Annotated in this window: 13 protein-coding genes; 8 read left to right on the forward strand and 5 right to left on the reverse strand. The window is 65.2% G+C overall.

Annotation, left to right across the window (positions count from 1 at the left end):
- Positions 1–84: 84 nt before the first annotated feature.
- Positions 85–1,224: an acetyltransferase domain-containing protein gene (locus JLK41_RS08490; protein ID WP_210390760.1), complete on the forward strand. Its 1,140-nt coding sequence runs from the start codon at positions 85–87 to the stop codon at positions 1,222–1,224.
- A 94-nt stretch (positions 1,225–1,318) separates the two neighbouring features.
- Here the strand turns inward: JLK41_RS08490 and JLK41_RS08495 are convergent, their stop codons facing one another.
- A complete protein-coding gene (locus JLK41_RS08495) occupies positions 1,319–3,367 on the reverse strand; it encodes a TonB-dependent receptor (protein ID WP_210390761.1) in 2,049 nt (682 codons plus the stop codon).
- Between the two features lie 335 nt (positions 3,368–3,702).
- Here JLK41_RS08495 and JLK41_RS08500 point away from each other — a divergent pair, with 335 nt between their 5' ends.
- Positions 3,703–5,403 (forward strand): sensor domain-containing diguanylate cyclase, encoded by a 1,701-nt coding sequence (locus JLK41_RS08500; RefSeq protein WP_175253416.1) that lies wholly within the window; start codon positions 3,703–3,705, stop codon positions 5,401–5,403.
- A gap of 102 nt (positions 5,404–5,505) precedes the next feature.
- Positions 5,506–5,814 (forward strand): chorismate mutase, encoded by a 309-nt coding sequence (locus JLK41_RS08505; protein WP_210390762.1) that lies wholly within the window; start codon positions 5,506–5,508, stop codon positions 5,812–5,814.
- 12 nt (positions 5,815–5,826) lie between these two features.
- On the opposite strand, the gene JLK41_RS08510 is transcribed toward JLK41_RS08505, so the two are convergent.
- On the reverse strand, positions 5,827–6,747 hold the full coding sequence (locus JLK41_RS08510; RefSeq protein WP_210390763.1) for a LysR family transcriptional regulator: 921 nt from the start codon (positions 6,745–6,747) through the stop codon (positions 5,827–5,829).
- 115 nt (positions 6,748–6,862) lie between these two features.
- Between JLK41_RS08510 and JLK41_RS08515 the strand changes: the two genes are divergently transcribed.
- Positions 6,863–7,597, forward strand: coding sequence for an SDR family NAD(P)-dependent oxidoreductase (locus tag JLK41_RS08515; protein WP_210390764.1), 735 nt, complete (start codon positions 6,863–6,865; stop codon positions 7,595–7,597).
- A gap of 69 nt (positions 7,598–7,666) precedes the next feature.
- Positions 7,667–7,876: a tautomerase family protein gene (locus JLK41_RS08520; RefSeq protein ID WP_037048481.1), complete on the forward strand. Its 210-nt coding sequence runs from the start codon at positions 7,667–7,669 to the stop codon at positions 7,874–7,876.
- A gap of 124 nt (positions 7,877–8,000) precedes the next feature.
- On the opposite strand, the gene JLK41_RS08525 is transcribed toward JLK41_RS08520, so the two are convergent.
- Both JLK41_RS08525 and JLK41_RS08530 read right to left on the reverse strand, forming a co-directional pair.
- On the reverse strand, positions 8,001–8,813 hold the full coding sequence (locus tag JLK41_RS08525) for an alpha/beta fold hydrolase (RefSeq protein ID WP_175253418.1): 813 nt from the start codon (positions 8,811–8,813) through the stop codon (positions 8,001–8,003).
- A gap of 87 nt (positions 8,814–8,900) precedes the next feature.
- Positions 8,901–9,962, reverse strand: a complete 1,062-nt coding sequence (locus JLK41_RS08530) for an AI-2E family transporter (protein WP_134676352.1) — start codon at positions 9,960–9,962, stop codon at positions 8,901–8,903.
- Between the two features lie 203 nt (positions 9,963–10,165).
- Here JLK41_RS08530 and JLK41_RS08535 point away from each other — a divergent pair, with 203 nt between their 5' ends.
- Positions 10,166–10,870: a class I SAM-dependent methyltransferase gene (locus tag JLK41_RS08535; RefSeq protein ID WP_210390765.1), complete on the forward strand. Its 705-nt coding sequence runs from the start codon at positions 10,166–10,168 to the stop codon at positions 10,868–10,870.
- 25 nt (positions 10,871–10,895) lie between these two features.
- On the opposite strand, the gene JLK41_RS08540 is transcribed toward JLK41_RS08535, so the two are convergent.
- Positions 10,896–11,285 carry a GFA family protein gene (locus JLK41_RS08540; RefSeq protein ID WP_150608964.1) on the reverse strand — a complete coding sequence of 130 codons (390 nt, stop codon included), beginning with the start codon at positions 11,283–11,285 and terminating at the stop codon, positions 10,896–10,898.
- A gap of 167 nt (positions 11,286–11,452) precedes the next feature.
- Here JLK41_RS08540 and JLK41_RS08545 point away from each other — a divergent pair, with 167 nt between their 5' ends.
- Together JLK41_RS08545 and JLK41_RS08550 are read left to right on the forward strand one after the other, a co-directional pair.
- The gene (locus tag JLK41_RS08545; RefSeq protein ID WP_047591223.1) at positions 11,453–11,644 is read left to right on the forward strand and encodes a hypothetical protein; all 192 of its coding nucleotides are present in this window, start codon (positions 11,453–11,455) and stop codon (positions 11,642–11,644) included.
- Between the two features lie 146 nt (positions 11,645–11,790).
- Entirely contained in the window at positions 11,791–13,494 is a 1,704-nt protein-coding gene (locus JLK41_RS08550; RefSeq protein WP_210390766.1) for an amidase, read from the forward strand.
- The last annotated feature ends 108 nt before the right edge of the window (positions 13,495–13,602 follow it).

Genomic DNA, 13,602 nt, shown 5'->3' on the forward strand with positions numbered 1-13,602 from the left:
AGCAGGCCTGACGGTTTCGCTGGCACCGGGAGTGGTTGAAAAGTTACAGTATTACGTTTCATTCAGCCCCTGCCGAAGCCGTCCATGTCCTCCTCACGTCTGCACTCGATCGACGCCCTGCGCGGCCTGGTCATCCTTCTCATGCTGCTCGATCACGTTCGCGAAACCTTTTACCTGCATCAGCAGGTCGCAGACCCGATGGACGTGAGCAGCACCGATCCGGCGCTGTTCTTCAGCCGCACCCTGGCGCACCTGTGTGCGCCGGTGTTCATTCTGCTGACCGGGCTTTCGGCGTTTCTCTACGGCGAGAAGCAGATGAGCCGGGCGGCGACCAGTGCCTTCCTGTTCAAGCGCGGACTCTTTCTGCTGGTGCTGGAGTTCACCCTGGTCAATTTTGCCTGGACCTTCCAGTTTCCGCCCACGGTCATCTACCTGCAGGTCATCTGGGCCATCGGCCTGAGCATGCTGGCGCTGGCGCTGCTGTTGTGGCTGCCCAGGGCCTGGCTGGCGGGCCTGGGGCTGCTGCTGGTGGCGGGGCACAACCTGCTCGATGGGCTGCATGTCGACCCGCAGTCGGCGCTGCACATTCCCTGGGCGGTGTTGCATGAGCGTGGCTGGATCCAGCTGGCCGACTCCGTGCGCCTGCGCACGTCCTATCCGCTGCTGCCGTGGATCGGGGTGATCGCCCTGGGTTATGCGCTCGGCCCCTGGTTTCGCGGCACCTGCACGCCGCAGCAGCGGAGCCGCTACCTGCGCGTCGCCGGTTGCGCCGCACTGGGGCTGTTCGTGGTGCTGCGTCTGCTCAATGGTTACGGCGAGAAACCCTGGGCGGTCGAGGCGACGGGCATGCAGACCCTGATGAGCCTGTTCAACCTCACCAAGTACCCGCCGTCACTGCTGTTCCTGGCGTTGACGCTGGGGCTTGGTCTGTTGCTGCTGGCGGCCTTCGAGCGGCGCAACGACGGGCGCATGGTGGGCACGCTGGCCGTGTTCGGCAGTGCGCCGATGTTCTTCTACCTGCTGCACCTGTACGTGTTGAAGCTGCTCTACATCGCGGCCCTGGCGATCTGGGGGAGCAACCAGGGCCATTACTTCGGCTTTGCTGCGGTGCACTGGATCTGGCTCATGACGCTGGCGCTCGCGCTGCTGCTGTTCGCCCCGACGCGCTGGTTCGCCCGGCTCAAGGCGCGGCGGCGGGACATGCGCTGGCTCAAGTATCTCTGATCGCCCACGCCGTCAGCGGGCGGCGGTGCGAGGCGGCACGTATCGCAGGCACCGGCAAGCCGACCCTGCGGATCGGCGATTCCGGCACGCGGCGCTACAGCTTGATGTTCACCGACAGGTACGCCGAGCGACCTGGTGCCGGGGAGAACATCGCCTGATCGTCACCGCCCCAGAAGAAGTTGTCGAACCACACGTACTCGTATTCGCGGTCCGTCAGGTTCTTCAGCTGCAAGTCGAGGCTGGTGCTGTCGTCGAGCTGGTAGTGGATGCTGGCATCGAGCACCGCGAAGCCGCCGTACTTGCCCTGGGCGTTGTGTTCGTCGATGTAGTAGTCACCCTGCGCGCGGGCTTGCAGGCCGATGCGCCAGGCGTGGTCGAACTGGTAGTCGGTGCCCAGGTTGCTGATGTAGCGCGGCGTGGAGAACACCTCCTTGCCGGCCAGCGATTCACCGCCGGAGTACGCGCTGATCACCTTGGCTTCCTGATAGGAATGGGATGCCCAGACGCTCCAGCGATCCGTCAGGGAGGCATTGATCTGCAGGTCGACGCCACGCCGGCGGGTTTCCCCGAGGCCGACGTTGGTGCCGGTTGCCGGCATGTTGGCCACTTCGTCGGTGGCGTCCTGCTGCCACACGGCGATGCGCGCTTCGCTGTCCGCGAATGGCTTGAACTTGATGCCGATTTCCTTGCCGGTGTTGATCGACGGGCTGTAGCGCGGTTGTCCGGCGGTCAGGTAGGCGGGGTTGGTCGAGCCCGTGAGGATCTGGAAGGTGCGCCCCCAGTTGGCGTACAGGTTGATGTCCTCGCTCAGGCTGTAGACGACGCTCAGCTTGGGCTGGCGAATCCAGCCGTAGTCCTGCAGCTCGGCCTTCACCCCGCCGGGCATCTCGCTGTTGCCGGAGAACCGGTCCACCCGGTAGGCAGGGATGATCTGCAGCTTTTCGCTGGCCTGGATGATCGCCTGCACGTAGGCACCGCTGTTGTACAGCGTGTAGCGCTCGTCATTCTGCACGCGCGCTGGCGTGGCATCGAAGTTCGTGGGCACGCCATGGTTGAATCGATAGCGCTGGTACTCGTTGTTCTGCTGCTCGTGGTTTATGCCGCCGTCGAGCGTCAGCAGGTCATTGGCGCGCCAGGTCAGGTTGCTCAGCACACCTGTCTGGCGCTCGTTCCAGAGGCGGCGCTGGCGCGGGGCGTTGCCGGGCTGGTAGTCGCTGAAGGTTACCCGGCGGTCATCGTCGTAGCTGTTGTAGTAGAGCTTGTTGCTCAGCTCGAGTGTGTCAGCGAGGCGGACGTCGGCATGCAGGCTCAGGTGCTTCATGTCGCGGTCGCTGTCGTCGTTGCCGTTCTTCTCCGCTGACTGCGTGCGGCTGGCGGCCAGTTGGCTGGCGGTGAGAAAACCTGGCTCTTCGGCCTGGTGGTGATAGAGGCGGGCGACCAGGCCGAGCCTGAAGGCCTGCGTGTCGTCGCTGAGGAACCACTTGCCTCCCAGCGAGTACTTGTTGGAGCGGCTGTGGTCACGGAAGCCTTCGCTGTCCTGTTTGGCGAGGATGTAGTTCTGCGCGAAGTTGCCTTCCTCGCGGCCCAGTGCCAGTTGCACCTCCCGGGTATCGAAGCTGCCGTAGGTGACGCGACCGTCGGTGTAGTTGCCGCCCTGGCGCGTGGCGAAGTTGATGTTGCCACCGATGTTGTGCAGGCCGTAGCGCGGATCGTTGGTGCCGCGCACCACTTCGATGTAGTCGATGTCGAGCGGGAACAGCATGTCGATGAAGCGCTGGTTGCCGCTGTTGACGTTGCTCGGGATACCGTCGATCAGCACCTTGATGCCGTTGATGTAGCCCTCGCCATTGAAGGCGCGCAAGGTCGCCTTGCCAGACTCGGCGCCCATGCGCGTTTCGGTCAGCTGGATGCCGGGCATCTGGCCGAGCAGTTCCCAGCTGTTGCTCACGTTCTGTTGTTCGATGCGCTCGCTGCCCATCACGTCCACCGAGGTGAGGATGCGTTCGGTGCCGAGGACATTCCGTTTCTCGGGGGTCACGTAGACGGCGCCGAGGGAGACGCTGGCGTCGTTGGGGCGAGCGGCGTGGAGGTCGGTCGATACCAGCGCCGACAGAACGGCGAGGGAGGCCGAGGTGGTTTTCATCGGGGATCCTAGTACTGCGTTTCTGGGAGGGAGGTGCGCATGGCCGATCACGGATGGGCCGTTCGGTGCGTTCGCTGAAGTGTGCGAATGTAGATGTTATACCATAACAAATAATCTTCGCTCGACCATCCATGAATCTCCCAGCATCGGTGCAATAGCCGAGATAGAGCGCTTTCCTGCTCGGGGCAGGGGGCCGCTCCGCGTCCATGGCCACTCGGCGAGTGCCTGGCGCGGGAATGCTCCCCGGGCCGGCGCGTGACGAACGATTAGACGCCAGCGCACTAATGGCGTATCACTATCAATGTCTTGTGCGGTCCAAGCGAAGCAGACGTCCTATGCAGCCCCTGGGGTCGATCAATACAACTGCCAGCGCCAATGACGAGCGGTTCGACGGAATGGTCCGCCTGATCTGTGCCCACTTCGCTGTACCGGCCTGCGTGCTGGTCGCGGGCGAGGGGCGCACGCGCCGTATCTGGGCCAGTGCCGGGTTGAGCGATACGCAACGACGGCAGATCGCGGATGCCCGCGAGGCCGGTCCACTCGCTGAGATCCAACACCTGCGCATCCTGGTGGTCTGGCCGTTGCTGGCGTGTCAGGGCGGGCAGCTCGGTTGCCTCTATCTGCTCGATGAGACCCATCGGCTGCTGGACGCCAGCCAGGAACAGGCCCTGCAGGAGTTCGCCTGGCTGGCGCTCGATCTGCTGGAGCGGGAGGCGAAGGACGTCAGGCAACGGCATGAACTGGCGGCCCTGCGCGAGAGCGAACGGCGCATGGCGCTGGCCATCGCCGGCAGTGGCACCGGCATCTGGGACCGCAATGTCAGCAGCGGCGAGATTCACTACTCCAGCAGTTGGAAGGCATTGCTGGGCTATGCCGACCATGAAATCGGCAACCGCATCGAAGAGAGCTACACGCGGGTTCATCCGTCCGAGCTCGACTACGTGCGTGCGACCATCCAGGCGCACCTCGAGCGCCGCACCGAGGCCTATGAAGTGGAGCACCGGCTGCTCTGCCGGGATGGTCAGTACAAGTGGGTGTGCAGCCGTGGCAAGGTGGTCGAGCGTGACAGCGATGGCCAGCCGTTGCGGATGATCGGCACCACCACCGACATCACCGCCATACGCCGGTTGTCCGATCAGGTGCAGCAGACCGTCGAGCTGATGACGGACCTCACCAACGAGATACCCGGCATGGTCTTCCAGTTCCTGCGCCCGCTGCAGGGCGAGCCTGCCTTCACTTACGTCAGTGCCGGTGCGCAAGCGATCTGCGGCCTCAGCGCCACGCAGTTGATGCAGGATGCCCAGGCGCTGACGACGGTCGTCCATCCGGATGATCAGGACGCCTTCCTGGACACCTTCACGCGCTGCGCCGAACAGCTGACGCCCTGGCACCACGAATTCCGCGTGCAGGTACCGGGGCGCGACGTGGTCTGGTGCGAGGTCGAGGCCTGCCCGCGTCGCCAGGGCGACGGCAGCGTGCTCTGGCACGGTTTCATGACCGATGTGACCGAGCGCAAGCAGATCGAGGCCGAGCTGCAGGCATTCGCCACCACCGACTTCCTTACCCAGCTCGCCAATCGCCGTCACTTCATGCGCCAGCTCGAGATCGAACTGGCGCGCCTGCAACGCAGTTCGGGCCAGAGTGCGGCGATACTGATGTTCGACCTGGACTACTTCAAGACCATCAACGACCGCTGGGGGCACAACGTCGGCGACCAGGCACTGCGCCACTTCGCCACCATCCTCTGCGCGCAGCTGCGCAAGAGCGATACCGCCGGACGCCTGGGCGGCGAAGAGTTCGCCGTGGTGCTCAGCGAGACCGACCAGCAACAGGCCACGCATTTCGCCACCCGCATCCAGAGCGAGCTGGCCAGGACGCCGATCCTGCATGCCGGCGAGCAGATATTCCTGGCCGTCAGCGTGGGTATCTCATCGCTCACCGCCAACGACAGCAACGTCGAGGCCGCCCTGTCACGTAGCGACATCGCCCTGTACTGCGCGAAGCGCGGCGGGCGCAACCGCATCGAGTACCATTGAAGCCGGCTGTCGGTGTCGCGTCGCAGGGCGTTGCGCTGGACGTCTGGCCGTCAGCTCACTAACGTGATGGCCCCGACGTGAATCACCACAGGACATCATCATATGGACGTGCAATGCAGCTCCCTCGAGGACGTGCGCCAGCGTATCGACGAGATCGACCGCGCCATGGTCGAGCTCATCGCCCGGCGCGGTGGTTTCGTCGCGCAGGCGGCGCGGTTCAAGAAGGACAGTGCCGATGTACGTGCCTCGGCACGCGTCGAGCAGGTCATCGCCAAGGTGCGGGCGCTCGCCAGTGAGCGCGGGGCCTCGGCCGAGGTGGTCGAGCAGGTGTACCGCGCGATGATTGCCGCATTCATCGACGAGGAACTGCGTACGCATGCCGCGCTCGGCGCCGAGGGCGGCGCCGTCTGAGGCGGGCAAGATTCAGGCGCTCCACTGGCGCTGCTTGTCCATGATGAAATCGATGAAGGCGCGCAGACGCAACGGCATGTGCCTGCCGCTCGGATAGAGCAGGGTGAAGGGCCGCGAGTGCCCGGCGAACGCTTGCAGCACCTCGACCAGAGAGCCCTCGTCCAGTTCGCGTTCGACGATGAAGCGGTAGGTCTGGAACAGCCCGGCGCCGTGCTTGGCCAGGGTCACGCCACCCAGCACATCGTCCGAGCAGGTGCAGCCCCCGGCGCTGACGACCTCCCGCTCCTCGCCGTCATCGTTGAACAGCCAGGTGATGCGCCGTCCGCTGCTGGGCAGCTCGAACTGAATGCAGTCGTGCCGCTCGAGGTCGTCCAGCGTCTGTGGGACGCCTTCGCGTGCCAGGTAGTCGGGAGTGGCCACCACCACCAGGCGGGCGTCTTCCAGCGGCCGTGCGATGAGGCTCGAATCCGGCTGCGCGCGCACGCGGATGGCCAGGTCGTAACCTTCAGCGACGAAGTCGATGTTGCGATTTCCCAGGTGGATATCGACCTGCACCTTGGGGTAGCGGCGGCGAAACTCCGGCATCAGCGGCAGGATGCGGTGGTGCCCATAGGTGGTGGGCAGGCTGATGCGCAGCGTCCCCGAGGGTTCCTGCTGCTGGCCGCTGACCGCGCGCTCCGCCTCGACCAGCTGGGTCAACGCCTGGCGGCACTGCTCGTAGTAGCCACGGCCACCTTCGGTCAGGCGAATGCTGCGGGTCGTGCGCACGAACAGTCTGGAGCCCAGGCGTTCCTCCAGCCGGCCGATCGAGCGACTGACCGCCGCCGGCGTCACGCCCGCGGCCAGCCCTGCCGCGGTGAAACTGCCCAGCTCGGCAGCGAGGCAGAACAGTTCGATGCTGCCAAGCAGTACATCGTCGAATTGGCGCGGCATGATTGATTACACCATGTATCAACTGAAGTTATTGAAGTCATATTTATCTGCTTTCATGGCAAAAATATAGTTCTCCCAACGGCGCCCAGGGCGCCTTCTCAGCGGGAGAAACGACATGAGCAACAACAGAACGGTAGTGATCACCGGTGCCTCCAGCGGCATCGGCTTCGGCCTGGCCAAGGCCTTCCTCGCCCAGGGGTTCAATGTGGTGGGCAACGCGCGCAGCGCCGAGCGGCTAGAGCAGGCCAGGGCGCAACTGGGCAGCCCCGCCGGTTTCGTTGGCGTGGCAGGCGATATCGCCCTGCCGCAGACCGCTCGCCAGTTGATCGATGCCGGCATCGAAGCGTTCGGCCAGGTCGATGTGCTGGTCAACAACGCCGGTTTCTTCCTGCCCAAGCCTTTCCTCGACTACAGCCCGGAGGATATCGACAGCCTGCTGGAGACCAACCTCAAGGGCGTGGTCTATGCCTCCCAGGCGGCTGCCACGCACATGATCGAGCGTCGTCAGGGGCAGATCATCACCATCACCGCCGCCATCGCGCTGCAGGCCAATATCGACGTGCCCGCCGCGCTGCCGGTGCTGATCAAGGGCGGCCTCAACCAGGTCACCCGCGCACTGGCGCTGGAGCTGTCGCCGCACAACATCCAGGTCAACGCGGTGGCACCTGGCATCATCGAGACACCGATGCACGATCCGGCGACTCATGATTTCCTCAAGGGCTTGCAACCGGCAGGACGCATCGGGCAGGTCGAAGACATCGCCGAGGCCGTGCTGTACCTGGCTGGCGCCAGTTTCACCACGGGCGTGGTGCTGCCGGTCGATGGCGGCATGAGCAGCGGCAAATGGTAACGGGCGGATGACGCGGCCACTGCCGTGCCACCGCCAGCAGATCCCTTCCCCAACCACAGGAGCATCACCATGCCTTTCGTCAGCGTACGCATTACCCGCGATGGCGTCACCCGCGAACAGAAAGCCCAGGTCATCAAGGAAATCACCGAGACCCTGGAGCGCGTTCTGAACAAGAAGCCCGAGCTCACTCATATCGTGATCGAGGAAGTCGACACCGATAACTGGGGCTATGCCGGAATCACCACCACCGAGTACCGCGCCGGGTTATCCCGGACGTGATCCAGGCGCGCTGGCCAGGAGCTTGGCGGTCCTGGCCAGCGCGCCTGCGAGCAGACAGTGCCGGTCGTATGACCGGCACTGTTCATCTGACGGCCACAAGACAGGCTGCTCGTTCGCAGCGGCGTCACTCGTGGGCGAGTTGCGCACAGATTCTCGGTGCAGCGGCGTACAGGCAGGAATAGTGGGACAGCCCATCCAGGCGCTCGACCTGTGCCCCTTTCGGAAAGCGCTCGGCCAGATATTCCGCCATGCCGATGGGCGCCCAGTTGTCCTCCGTGCCGTGCCACAGGAACACAGTTCCCTGGCGGGCGAAGAGATTGGCTGACCAGGGTTGCAGGTACTGCCGAACATCCCGTGTGTAGCCGGTGACGCCCCAGGCGAAGCCTCGCCGCAGCACGCGCTGGATGAATACGCTGAAGTCTGGCGATTGCACCAGCGCTTCGTCCTGGCCTCGGGCACTGGCGAACAGCATTCGAAACAGCATGTGCGGTGCTCGCCTGGCCAGCAGCGCCTGCCACCTGGCCAGCCAGCGGAACAAGATCGGGCTGTGCCTGGCCAGCGAGAAGACGGCCTTGCCGGCCATCTCATCGACGAAATCCCCGGCATCAAGAGGAGCCGCCGCCGCAACGAGATGCAGCCGAGCAACCTGTCCGGACATGAGCGCGCTGACCTCCAGTGCGACATGAGCCCCGAGGGAGAACGCGATGAAGTCGACTGGGGCGCCCTGCACGGTCTCGTCAATCGACTGGGCGATCTGCCGGTAGTAGTCGGTGCCGGTTGTCGAGCGGTCGATAGCGAAGCGATCGAAGCAGAGAACACGCAGCCCCAGTTCGCGCGCCGGTGCCTCGAGGATCGCACTCTCGTACGGTGAGCCGGGCACCCCATGGAAGTAAACGACGGGTTTGCCAGCAGGTGTTCCGTATTCCGTGAATTCCATTTCGAGTACCGGACAGTGTGAGAACCCTTTTTATCACTGTCGTGAAGACTGTGCGCCAGGGCGAATGGCCGCACTGCGACGATGTCTTCACTCCGGCAACCTGACCTTCTTCTTCGTCCCCAGCAGATTCCAGCTGGCCACGAACAGTGCGGCCACCAGTGGGCCGATGACGAAGCCGTTGAGACCCAGCAGGGCGAGACCGCCGAGGGTGGAGACGAGGATCAGATAGTCGGGAAGGCGGGTGTCCTTGCCCACCAGTATGGGGCGCAGGATGTTGTCCACCAGGCCGATCACCAGCACGCCGAAGGCGGTGAGGATGATGCCTTGCCACAGGCTGCCGCTGAGCAGCAGGTAGAGCGCGACCGGGGCCCAGACGATGCCGGCGCCAGCGGCTGGCAGCAGTGACAGGAAGGCCATCAGCACGCCCCACAGCAGCGGGCTGTAGATGCCCAGCGCCCAGAAGATGAAGCCACCGAGCGCGCCCTGGACTGCGGCGACCAGGACATTGCCCTTGACCGTGGCGCGTACCACGCGGGTGAACTTGATCTGCAGGCGGCGCTTGGTACTGTCGGCCAGGGGGATGGCGACGCGGATGTTGCGCACCAGCTCCTGGCCGTCGCGCAGGAGGAAGAACAGCAGGTACAGCATCACCCCGAAACTGATGAAGAACTCGAAGGTGCCCTGGCCGATGGCGAAGACCTTGGTCGCCAGGTACTGGCTACCGGTCGTGGCGCCCTTGGATATCTGCTCGCGCAGGCCGTCGAGGTTGGCGATGCCGAAGCGCTGCAGTTGCTCCTGCATGGGCGGCGGCAGCGCGCGCAGGGTGCTGGTCACGTAGGCACCGAAATCCAGCTCGCCGGACTCCAGCTGTTCATACAGGCTGGTGCCCTCGGCCACCACCGCAGAGGTGATGAAGATCACCGGCAGGATCGCCACCAGCAGGCAGATGGTCAGCGTCAGCAGGGCGGTCAGGTTGCGCCTGCCGTTGCAGCGCTGATTGAGGCGTGACTGCAGCGGGGCGAACACCACGGCGAGCACCATCGCCCAGAACACGGCGCCGTAGAACGGCAGGAGTATCCAGAAGAAGGCGATGGTCACCAGCGCGAGCAGGAGGATGAAGGCTTTCTGTTCGAAGGTCGGGTTGCGCATCTTGGTTTCGTTCAGCGGAGGCATGCCAGTTAGTCCCCGCAAACGCCGGCAAAGTGCCCGCGAATCCACTGTTGACCGGTCTTGCTGCCTTGCCACGGCTGCGTACGACTGCCGCCAAGGCGCATGGCCATGGGGGCTTGACAGCTCTGGGATACTGGAAGGTGTGAGCGCGATCATTCATCAGGCCAAACGGAGGGTTTGCCATGCGCGACGAGGAACTCAGGGCGTTGTTCGATCAACAGGCGGCTGGCTATGACCAGCAATGGGCTGGGATGGCGCCGATTCGCGAGGCGCTCTATCTGCTGCTCGATGCGCTGTTCGCCGAGCTGCCGGCCGATGCGCGGGTGCTCTGCGTGGGCGCGGGTACCGGTGCGGAGATCGGCCACCTGGCCGCGCGCTTTCCCGGCTGGCGGTTCACGGCGCTGGACCCTTCCGAGGCGATGCTCGATGTCTGTCGCCAGCGTGCGCAGCGCGAGGGCTTTGCGCATCGTTGCGAGTTTCATGCGGGCTATCTCGACACGCTGGCGGATGAGCCGCTGCATGACGGCGCGACCTGCTTCCTGGCCTCGCAATTCTTGCTGGAGCCGCAGGCACGCACGCGCTTCTTCCGCCAGATCGCGCAGCGGCTCAAGCCGGGCGGTCTGCTGGCCAATGCGGACCTGGCCGCGGAGATCCACGCGCCGGCCTACGAGGTGCTGCTGCGTAACTGGATGACGCTGATGTCCGGTGCCGGCGTTCAGCCGCAGATGCTCGAGCGTGTACGCATTGCCTACGCGCGAGACGTGGCAGTGCTGCCGGCGCAGCAGGTGGCCGGCATCATCCAGGCCGCCGGCTTCGCGGCGCCGGTGCAGTTCTTCCAGGCCGGGTTGATGCACGGCTGGGGCTGCCAGCGCGCTGCGGATGCCTGAAGGCACGGCTCATGAGCGCTCGACGCTATTCGTGGCGGGTGCTGCTCTCGCGGTCGCGCGGGTACTGTCGGGCGAAGGGGAAGGGCGGTAGCCAGGCTTCGCGGCGAATGGTCCAGAGCTCGTAGGTGGGGGTGAACTGGTCCGGCGCATCCAGCGAGCCCAGGTTCAGTTCGATCTCATCCGCCGTGCGCGAATACACCGATGAGCCGCAGCGCGGGCAGAAATGGCGGCCGCCATACTGGCCGGTTTCGCCGCTCAGGGTCACGGCGTCCTGGGCAAAGATTGCCGAGGCATGGAAGAGCGCGCCGTGGTACTTGCGGCAGTCCATGCAGTGGCAGACGCCGACCCGGTAGGGTTGGGCGCTGGTGCTGAAGCGTACCTGGCCGCAGAGGCAGCCGCCGGTGATCTGTGGCATGTGAGGGTCTCCGCTCGTTGGCTATCGTCTGTGACCCTAGCAAAGCTGCAGGCAACCGACGTGCGCAATGGCTCGGCGCTTCTGCGACCAGCGTCTCAACGTGTCCGCCGAGCGGGCAGGCGCATGGGCTATCATCCAGTGCTGAACAGGGACATGGAGGCAGGCTGATGGGGTTCTACTTGGTGATCGGCGCGTTCATCGTCTTTCTGCTGCTGTTGCTGCGGGCCATGCGCAGGAAGTCCTCAGGCGCGAACCGCTCGGGCGATGGGGGAGGCCCGGGTGTGGATGGCGGCGGCAGCTTCTTCGGCGATTTCGGTGGCGACTGTGGTGGCGGTGATGGTGGCGGCGGCGGAGACTGAGTTCTGCCGGTCCGCTCCTGTCGCAATCCGTTGCCCTGTATCATCGGCGGCAGAGTGTCGCGGTTTCAGCATTGACCGTGGACACGTCGTATTGCGTAACGGGGCCATGCTGCTGGCAGGTCCCGCCTTCTGCGAGAGATGACAGCATGATCGAGGTAACCGAAGTTTCCATCGCCGAGCTGTGTGCCGCGCTGGAGTCCGGCCGCACCACTGCGGTCGAACTGGTCAAGGCCTATCTGGCGCGTATCGAGGCCTACGACGGGCCCGCCACGGCGACCCGGCTCAACGCCGTGGTCGTGCGCAACCCGGATGCACTGCAGGAAGCCGAGGCGTCGGATGCGCGCCGTGCGCGTGGTGAAACGCTCGGCCCGCTGGACGGCATTCCCTATACCGCGAAGGACAGTTACCTGGTCAAGGGGCTGACGGCGGCTTCCGGCAGCCCGGCCTTCAAGGACCTGGTGGCACAACGTGATGCGTTCACCGTCGAGCGTCTGCGTGCCGCCGGCGCCATCTGCCTGGGCAAGACCAATATGCCGCCGATGGCCAACGGCGGCATGCAGCGCGGGGTATACGGCCGCGCGGAGAGTCCCTACAACGCGGATTACCTGACGGCGCCGTTCGCCTCGGGCTCGTCCAACGGCGCCGGTACGGCGACCGCTGCCAGTTTCGCCGCGTTCGGCCTGGCCGAGGAGACCTGGTCCAGCGGGCGCGGCCCGGCGTCGAACAATGGCCTGTGCGCCTACACGCCGTCGCGCGGGGTGATCTCGGTGCGCGGCAACTGGCCGTTGACGCCGACCATGGACGTGGTGGTGCCGTATGCCCGGACCATGGCCGACCTGCTCGAGGTACTCGACGTGGTGGTGGCCGATGACGCCGACACGCGTGGCGACCTGTGGCGTTTGCAGCCCTGGGTGCCGATCCCGAAAGCCTCCGCTGTGCGCCCGCAATCCTACCTGGCGCTGGCAGCCAAGGCCGATGCGCTGGCAGGTAAGCGCCTGGGTGTGCCACGCATGTTCATCAACAAGGACGAGGCAGCGGGCACCAGCGAGTCGCCGGGCATCGGTGGTCCGACCGGCCAGCGCATCCACACCCGGCCAACGGTGATCGCCCTGTGGGAGGCGGCCCGCCAGGCGCTGGAAGCTGCCGGCGCCGAAGTGGTGGAGGTGGACTTCCCGCTGGTGTCCAACTGCGAAGGGGATCGCCCGGGGGCACCGACGGTGTTCAACCGGGGTATCGTCACGCCCGAATTCCTGCATGACGAGCTGTGGGAGCTGAGCGGCTGGGCCTTCGACGACTTCCTGCAGGCCAACGGCGACCCGCAGCTGCAGCGCCTGGCCGATGTCGATGGGCCGCAGATCTTCCCGCATGACCCCGGTACGCTGCCGAATCGCGAGGGCGACCTGGCGGCGGGCATGGACGAGTACGTCAAGATGGCCAAGCGCGGCATCAAGCCCTGGGACCAGATCGCCACGCTGCCTGATGGACTGCGTGGCCTGGAACACACGCGCAAGATCGATCTGGAGGACTGGATGGCACAACAGGGGCTGGATGCCGTGCTGTTCCCCACCGTTGCCGATGTCGGCCCGGCGGATGCCGATGTGAACCCGGTATCCGCCGACATCGCCTGGAGCAATGGCGTGTGGGTGGCCAACGGCAATCTGGCGATTCGTCACCTGGGTGTGCCGACCGTGACCGTACCCATGGGCGTGATGGCCGATATCGGCATGCCAGTGGGCCTGACCTTCGCAGGCCGCGCCTATGACGACTCGGCTTTGCTGCAGCTGGCGGCTGCTTACGAGTCCACTGGCAGCAAACGCCAGGTCCCACCGCGCACGCCGCCGCTGGGGTGATACGCGGTGCCGGGAGGCCCCTCTCTCGCAAGCGGGAGAGGGGGGCGGCACCGCTGGTCGTAGGAGCGACTTCAGCCGCGATGGCCTTAGAAGCTGCCGGCGCTAACG

Source organism: Ectopseudomonas khazarica, assembly GCF_017915135.1.
Classification (GTDB): domain Bacteria; phylum Pseudomonadota; class Gammaproteobacteria; order Pseudomonadales; family Pseudomonadaceae; genus Aquipseudomonas; species Aquipseudomonas khazarica.

Excerpts from the sequence above, each read along its gene's own strand:
- JLK41_RS08490 (WP_210390760.1), top strand. The coding sequence starts at position 85 with ATGTCCTCCTCACGTCTGCACTCGATCGACGCCCTGCGCGGCCTGGTC.
- JLK41_RS08495 (WP_210390761.1), bottom strand. The coding sequence starts at position 3,367 with ATGAAAACCACCTCGGCCTCCCTCGCCGTTCTGTCGGCGCTGGTATCG.
- JLK41_RS08500 (WP_175253416.1), top strand. The coding sequence starts at position 3,703 with ATGCAGCCCCTGGGGTCGATCAATACAACTGCCAGCGCCAATGACGAG.
- JLK41_RS08505 (WP_210390762.1), top strand. The coding sequence starts at position 5,506 with ATGGACGTGCAATGCAGCTCCCTCGAGGACGTGCGCCAGCGTATCGAC.
- JLK41_RS08510 (WP_210390763.1), bottom strand. The coding sequence starts at position 6,747 with ATGCCGCGCCAATTCGACGATGTACTGCTTGGCAGCATCGAACTGTTC.
- JLK41_RS08515 (WP_210390764.1), top strand. The coding sequence starts at position 6,863 with ATGAGCAACAACAGAACGGTAGTGATCACCGGTGCCTCCAGCGGCATC.
- JLK41_RS08520 (WP_037048481.1), top strand. The coding sequence starts at position 7,667 with ATGCCTTTCGTCAGCGTACGCATTACCCGCGATGGCGTCACCCGCGAA.
- JLK41_RS08525 (WP_175253418.1), bottom strand. The coding sequence starts at position 8,813 with ATGGAATTCACGGAATACGGAACACCTGCTGGCAAACCCGTCGTTTAC.
- JLK41_RS08530 (WP_134676352.1), bottom strand. The coding sequence starts at position 9,962 with ATGCGCAACCCGACCTTCGAACAGAAAGCCTTCATCCTCCTGCTCGCG.
- JLK41_RS08535 (WP_210390765.1), top strand. The coding sequence starts at position 10,166 with ATGCGCGACGAGGAACTCAGGGCGTTGTTCGATCAACAGGCGGCTGGC.
- JLK41_RS08540 (WP_150608964.1), bottom strand. The coding sequence starts at position 11,285 with ATGCCACAGATCACCGGCGGCTGCCTCTGCGGCCAGGTACGCTTCAGC.
- JLK41_RS08545 (WP_047591223.1), top strand. The coding sequence starts at position 11,453 with ATGGGGTTCTACTTGGTGATCGGCGCGTTCATCGTCTTTCTGCTGCTG.
- JLK41_RS08550 (WP_210390766.1), top strand. The coding sequence starts at position 11,791 with ATGATCGAGGTAACCGAAGTTTCCATCGCCGAGCTGTGTGCCGCGCTG.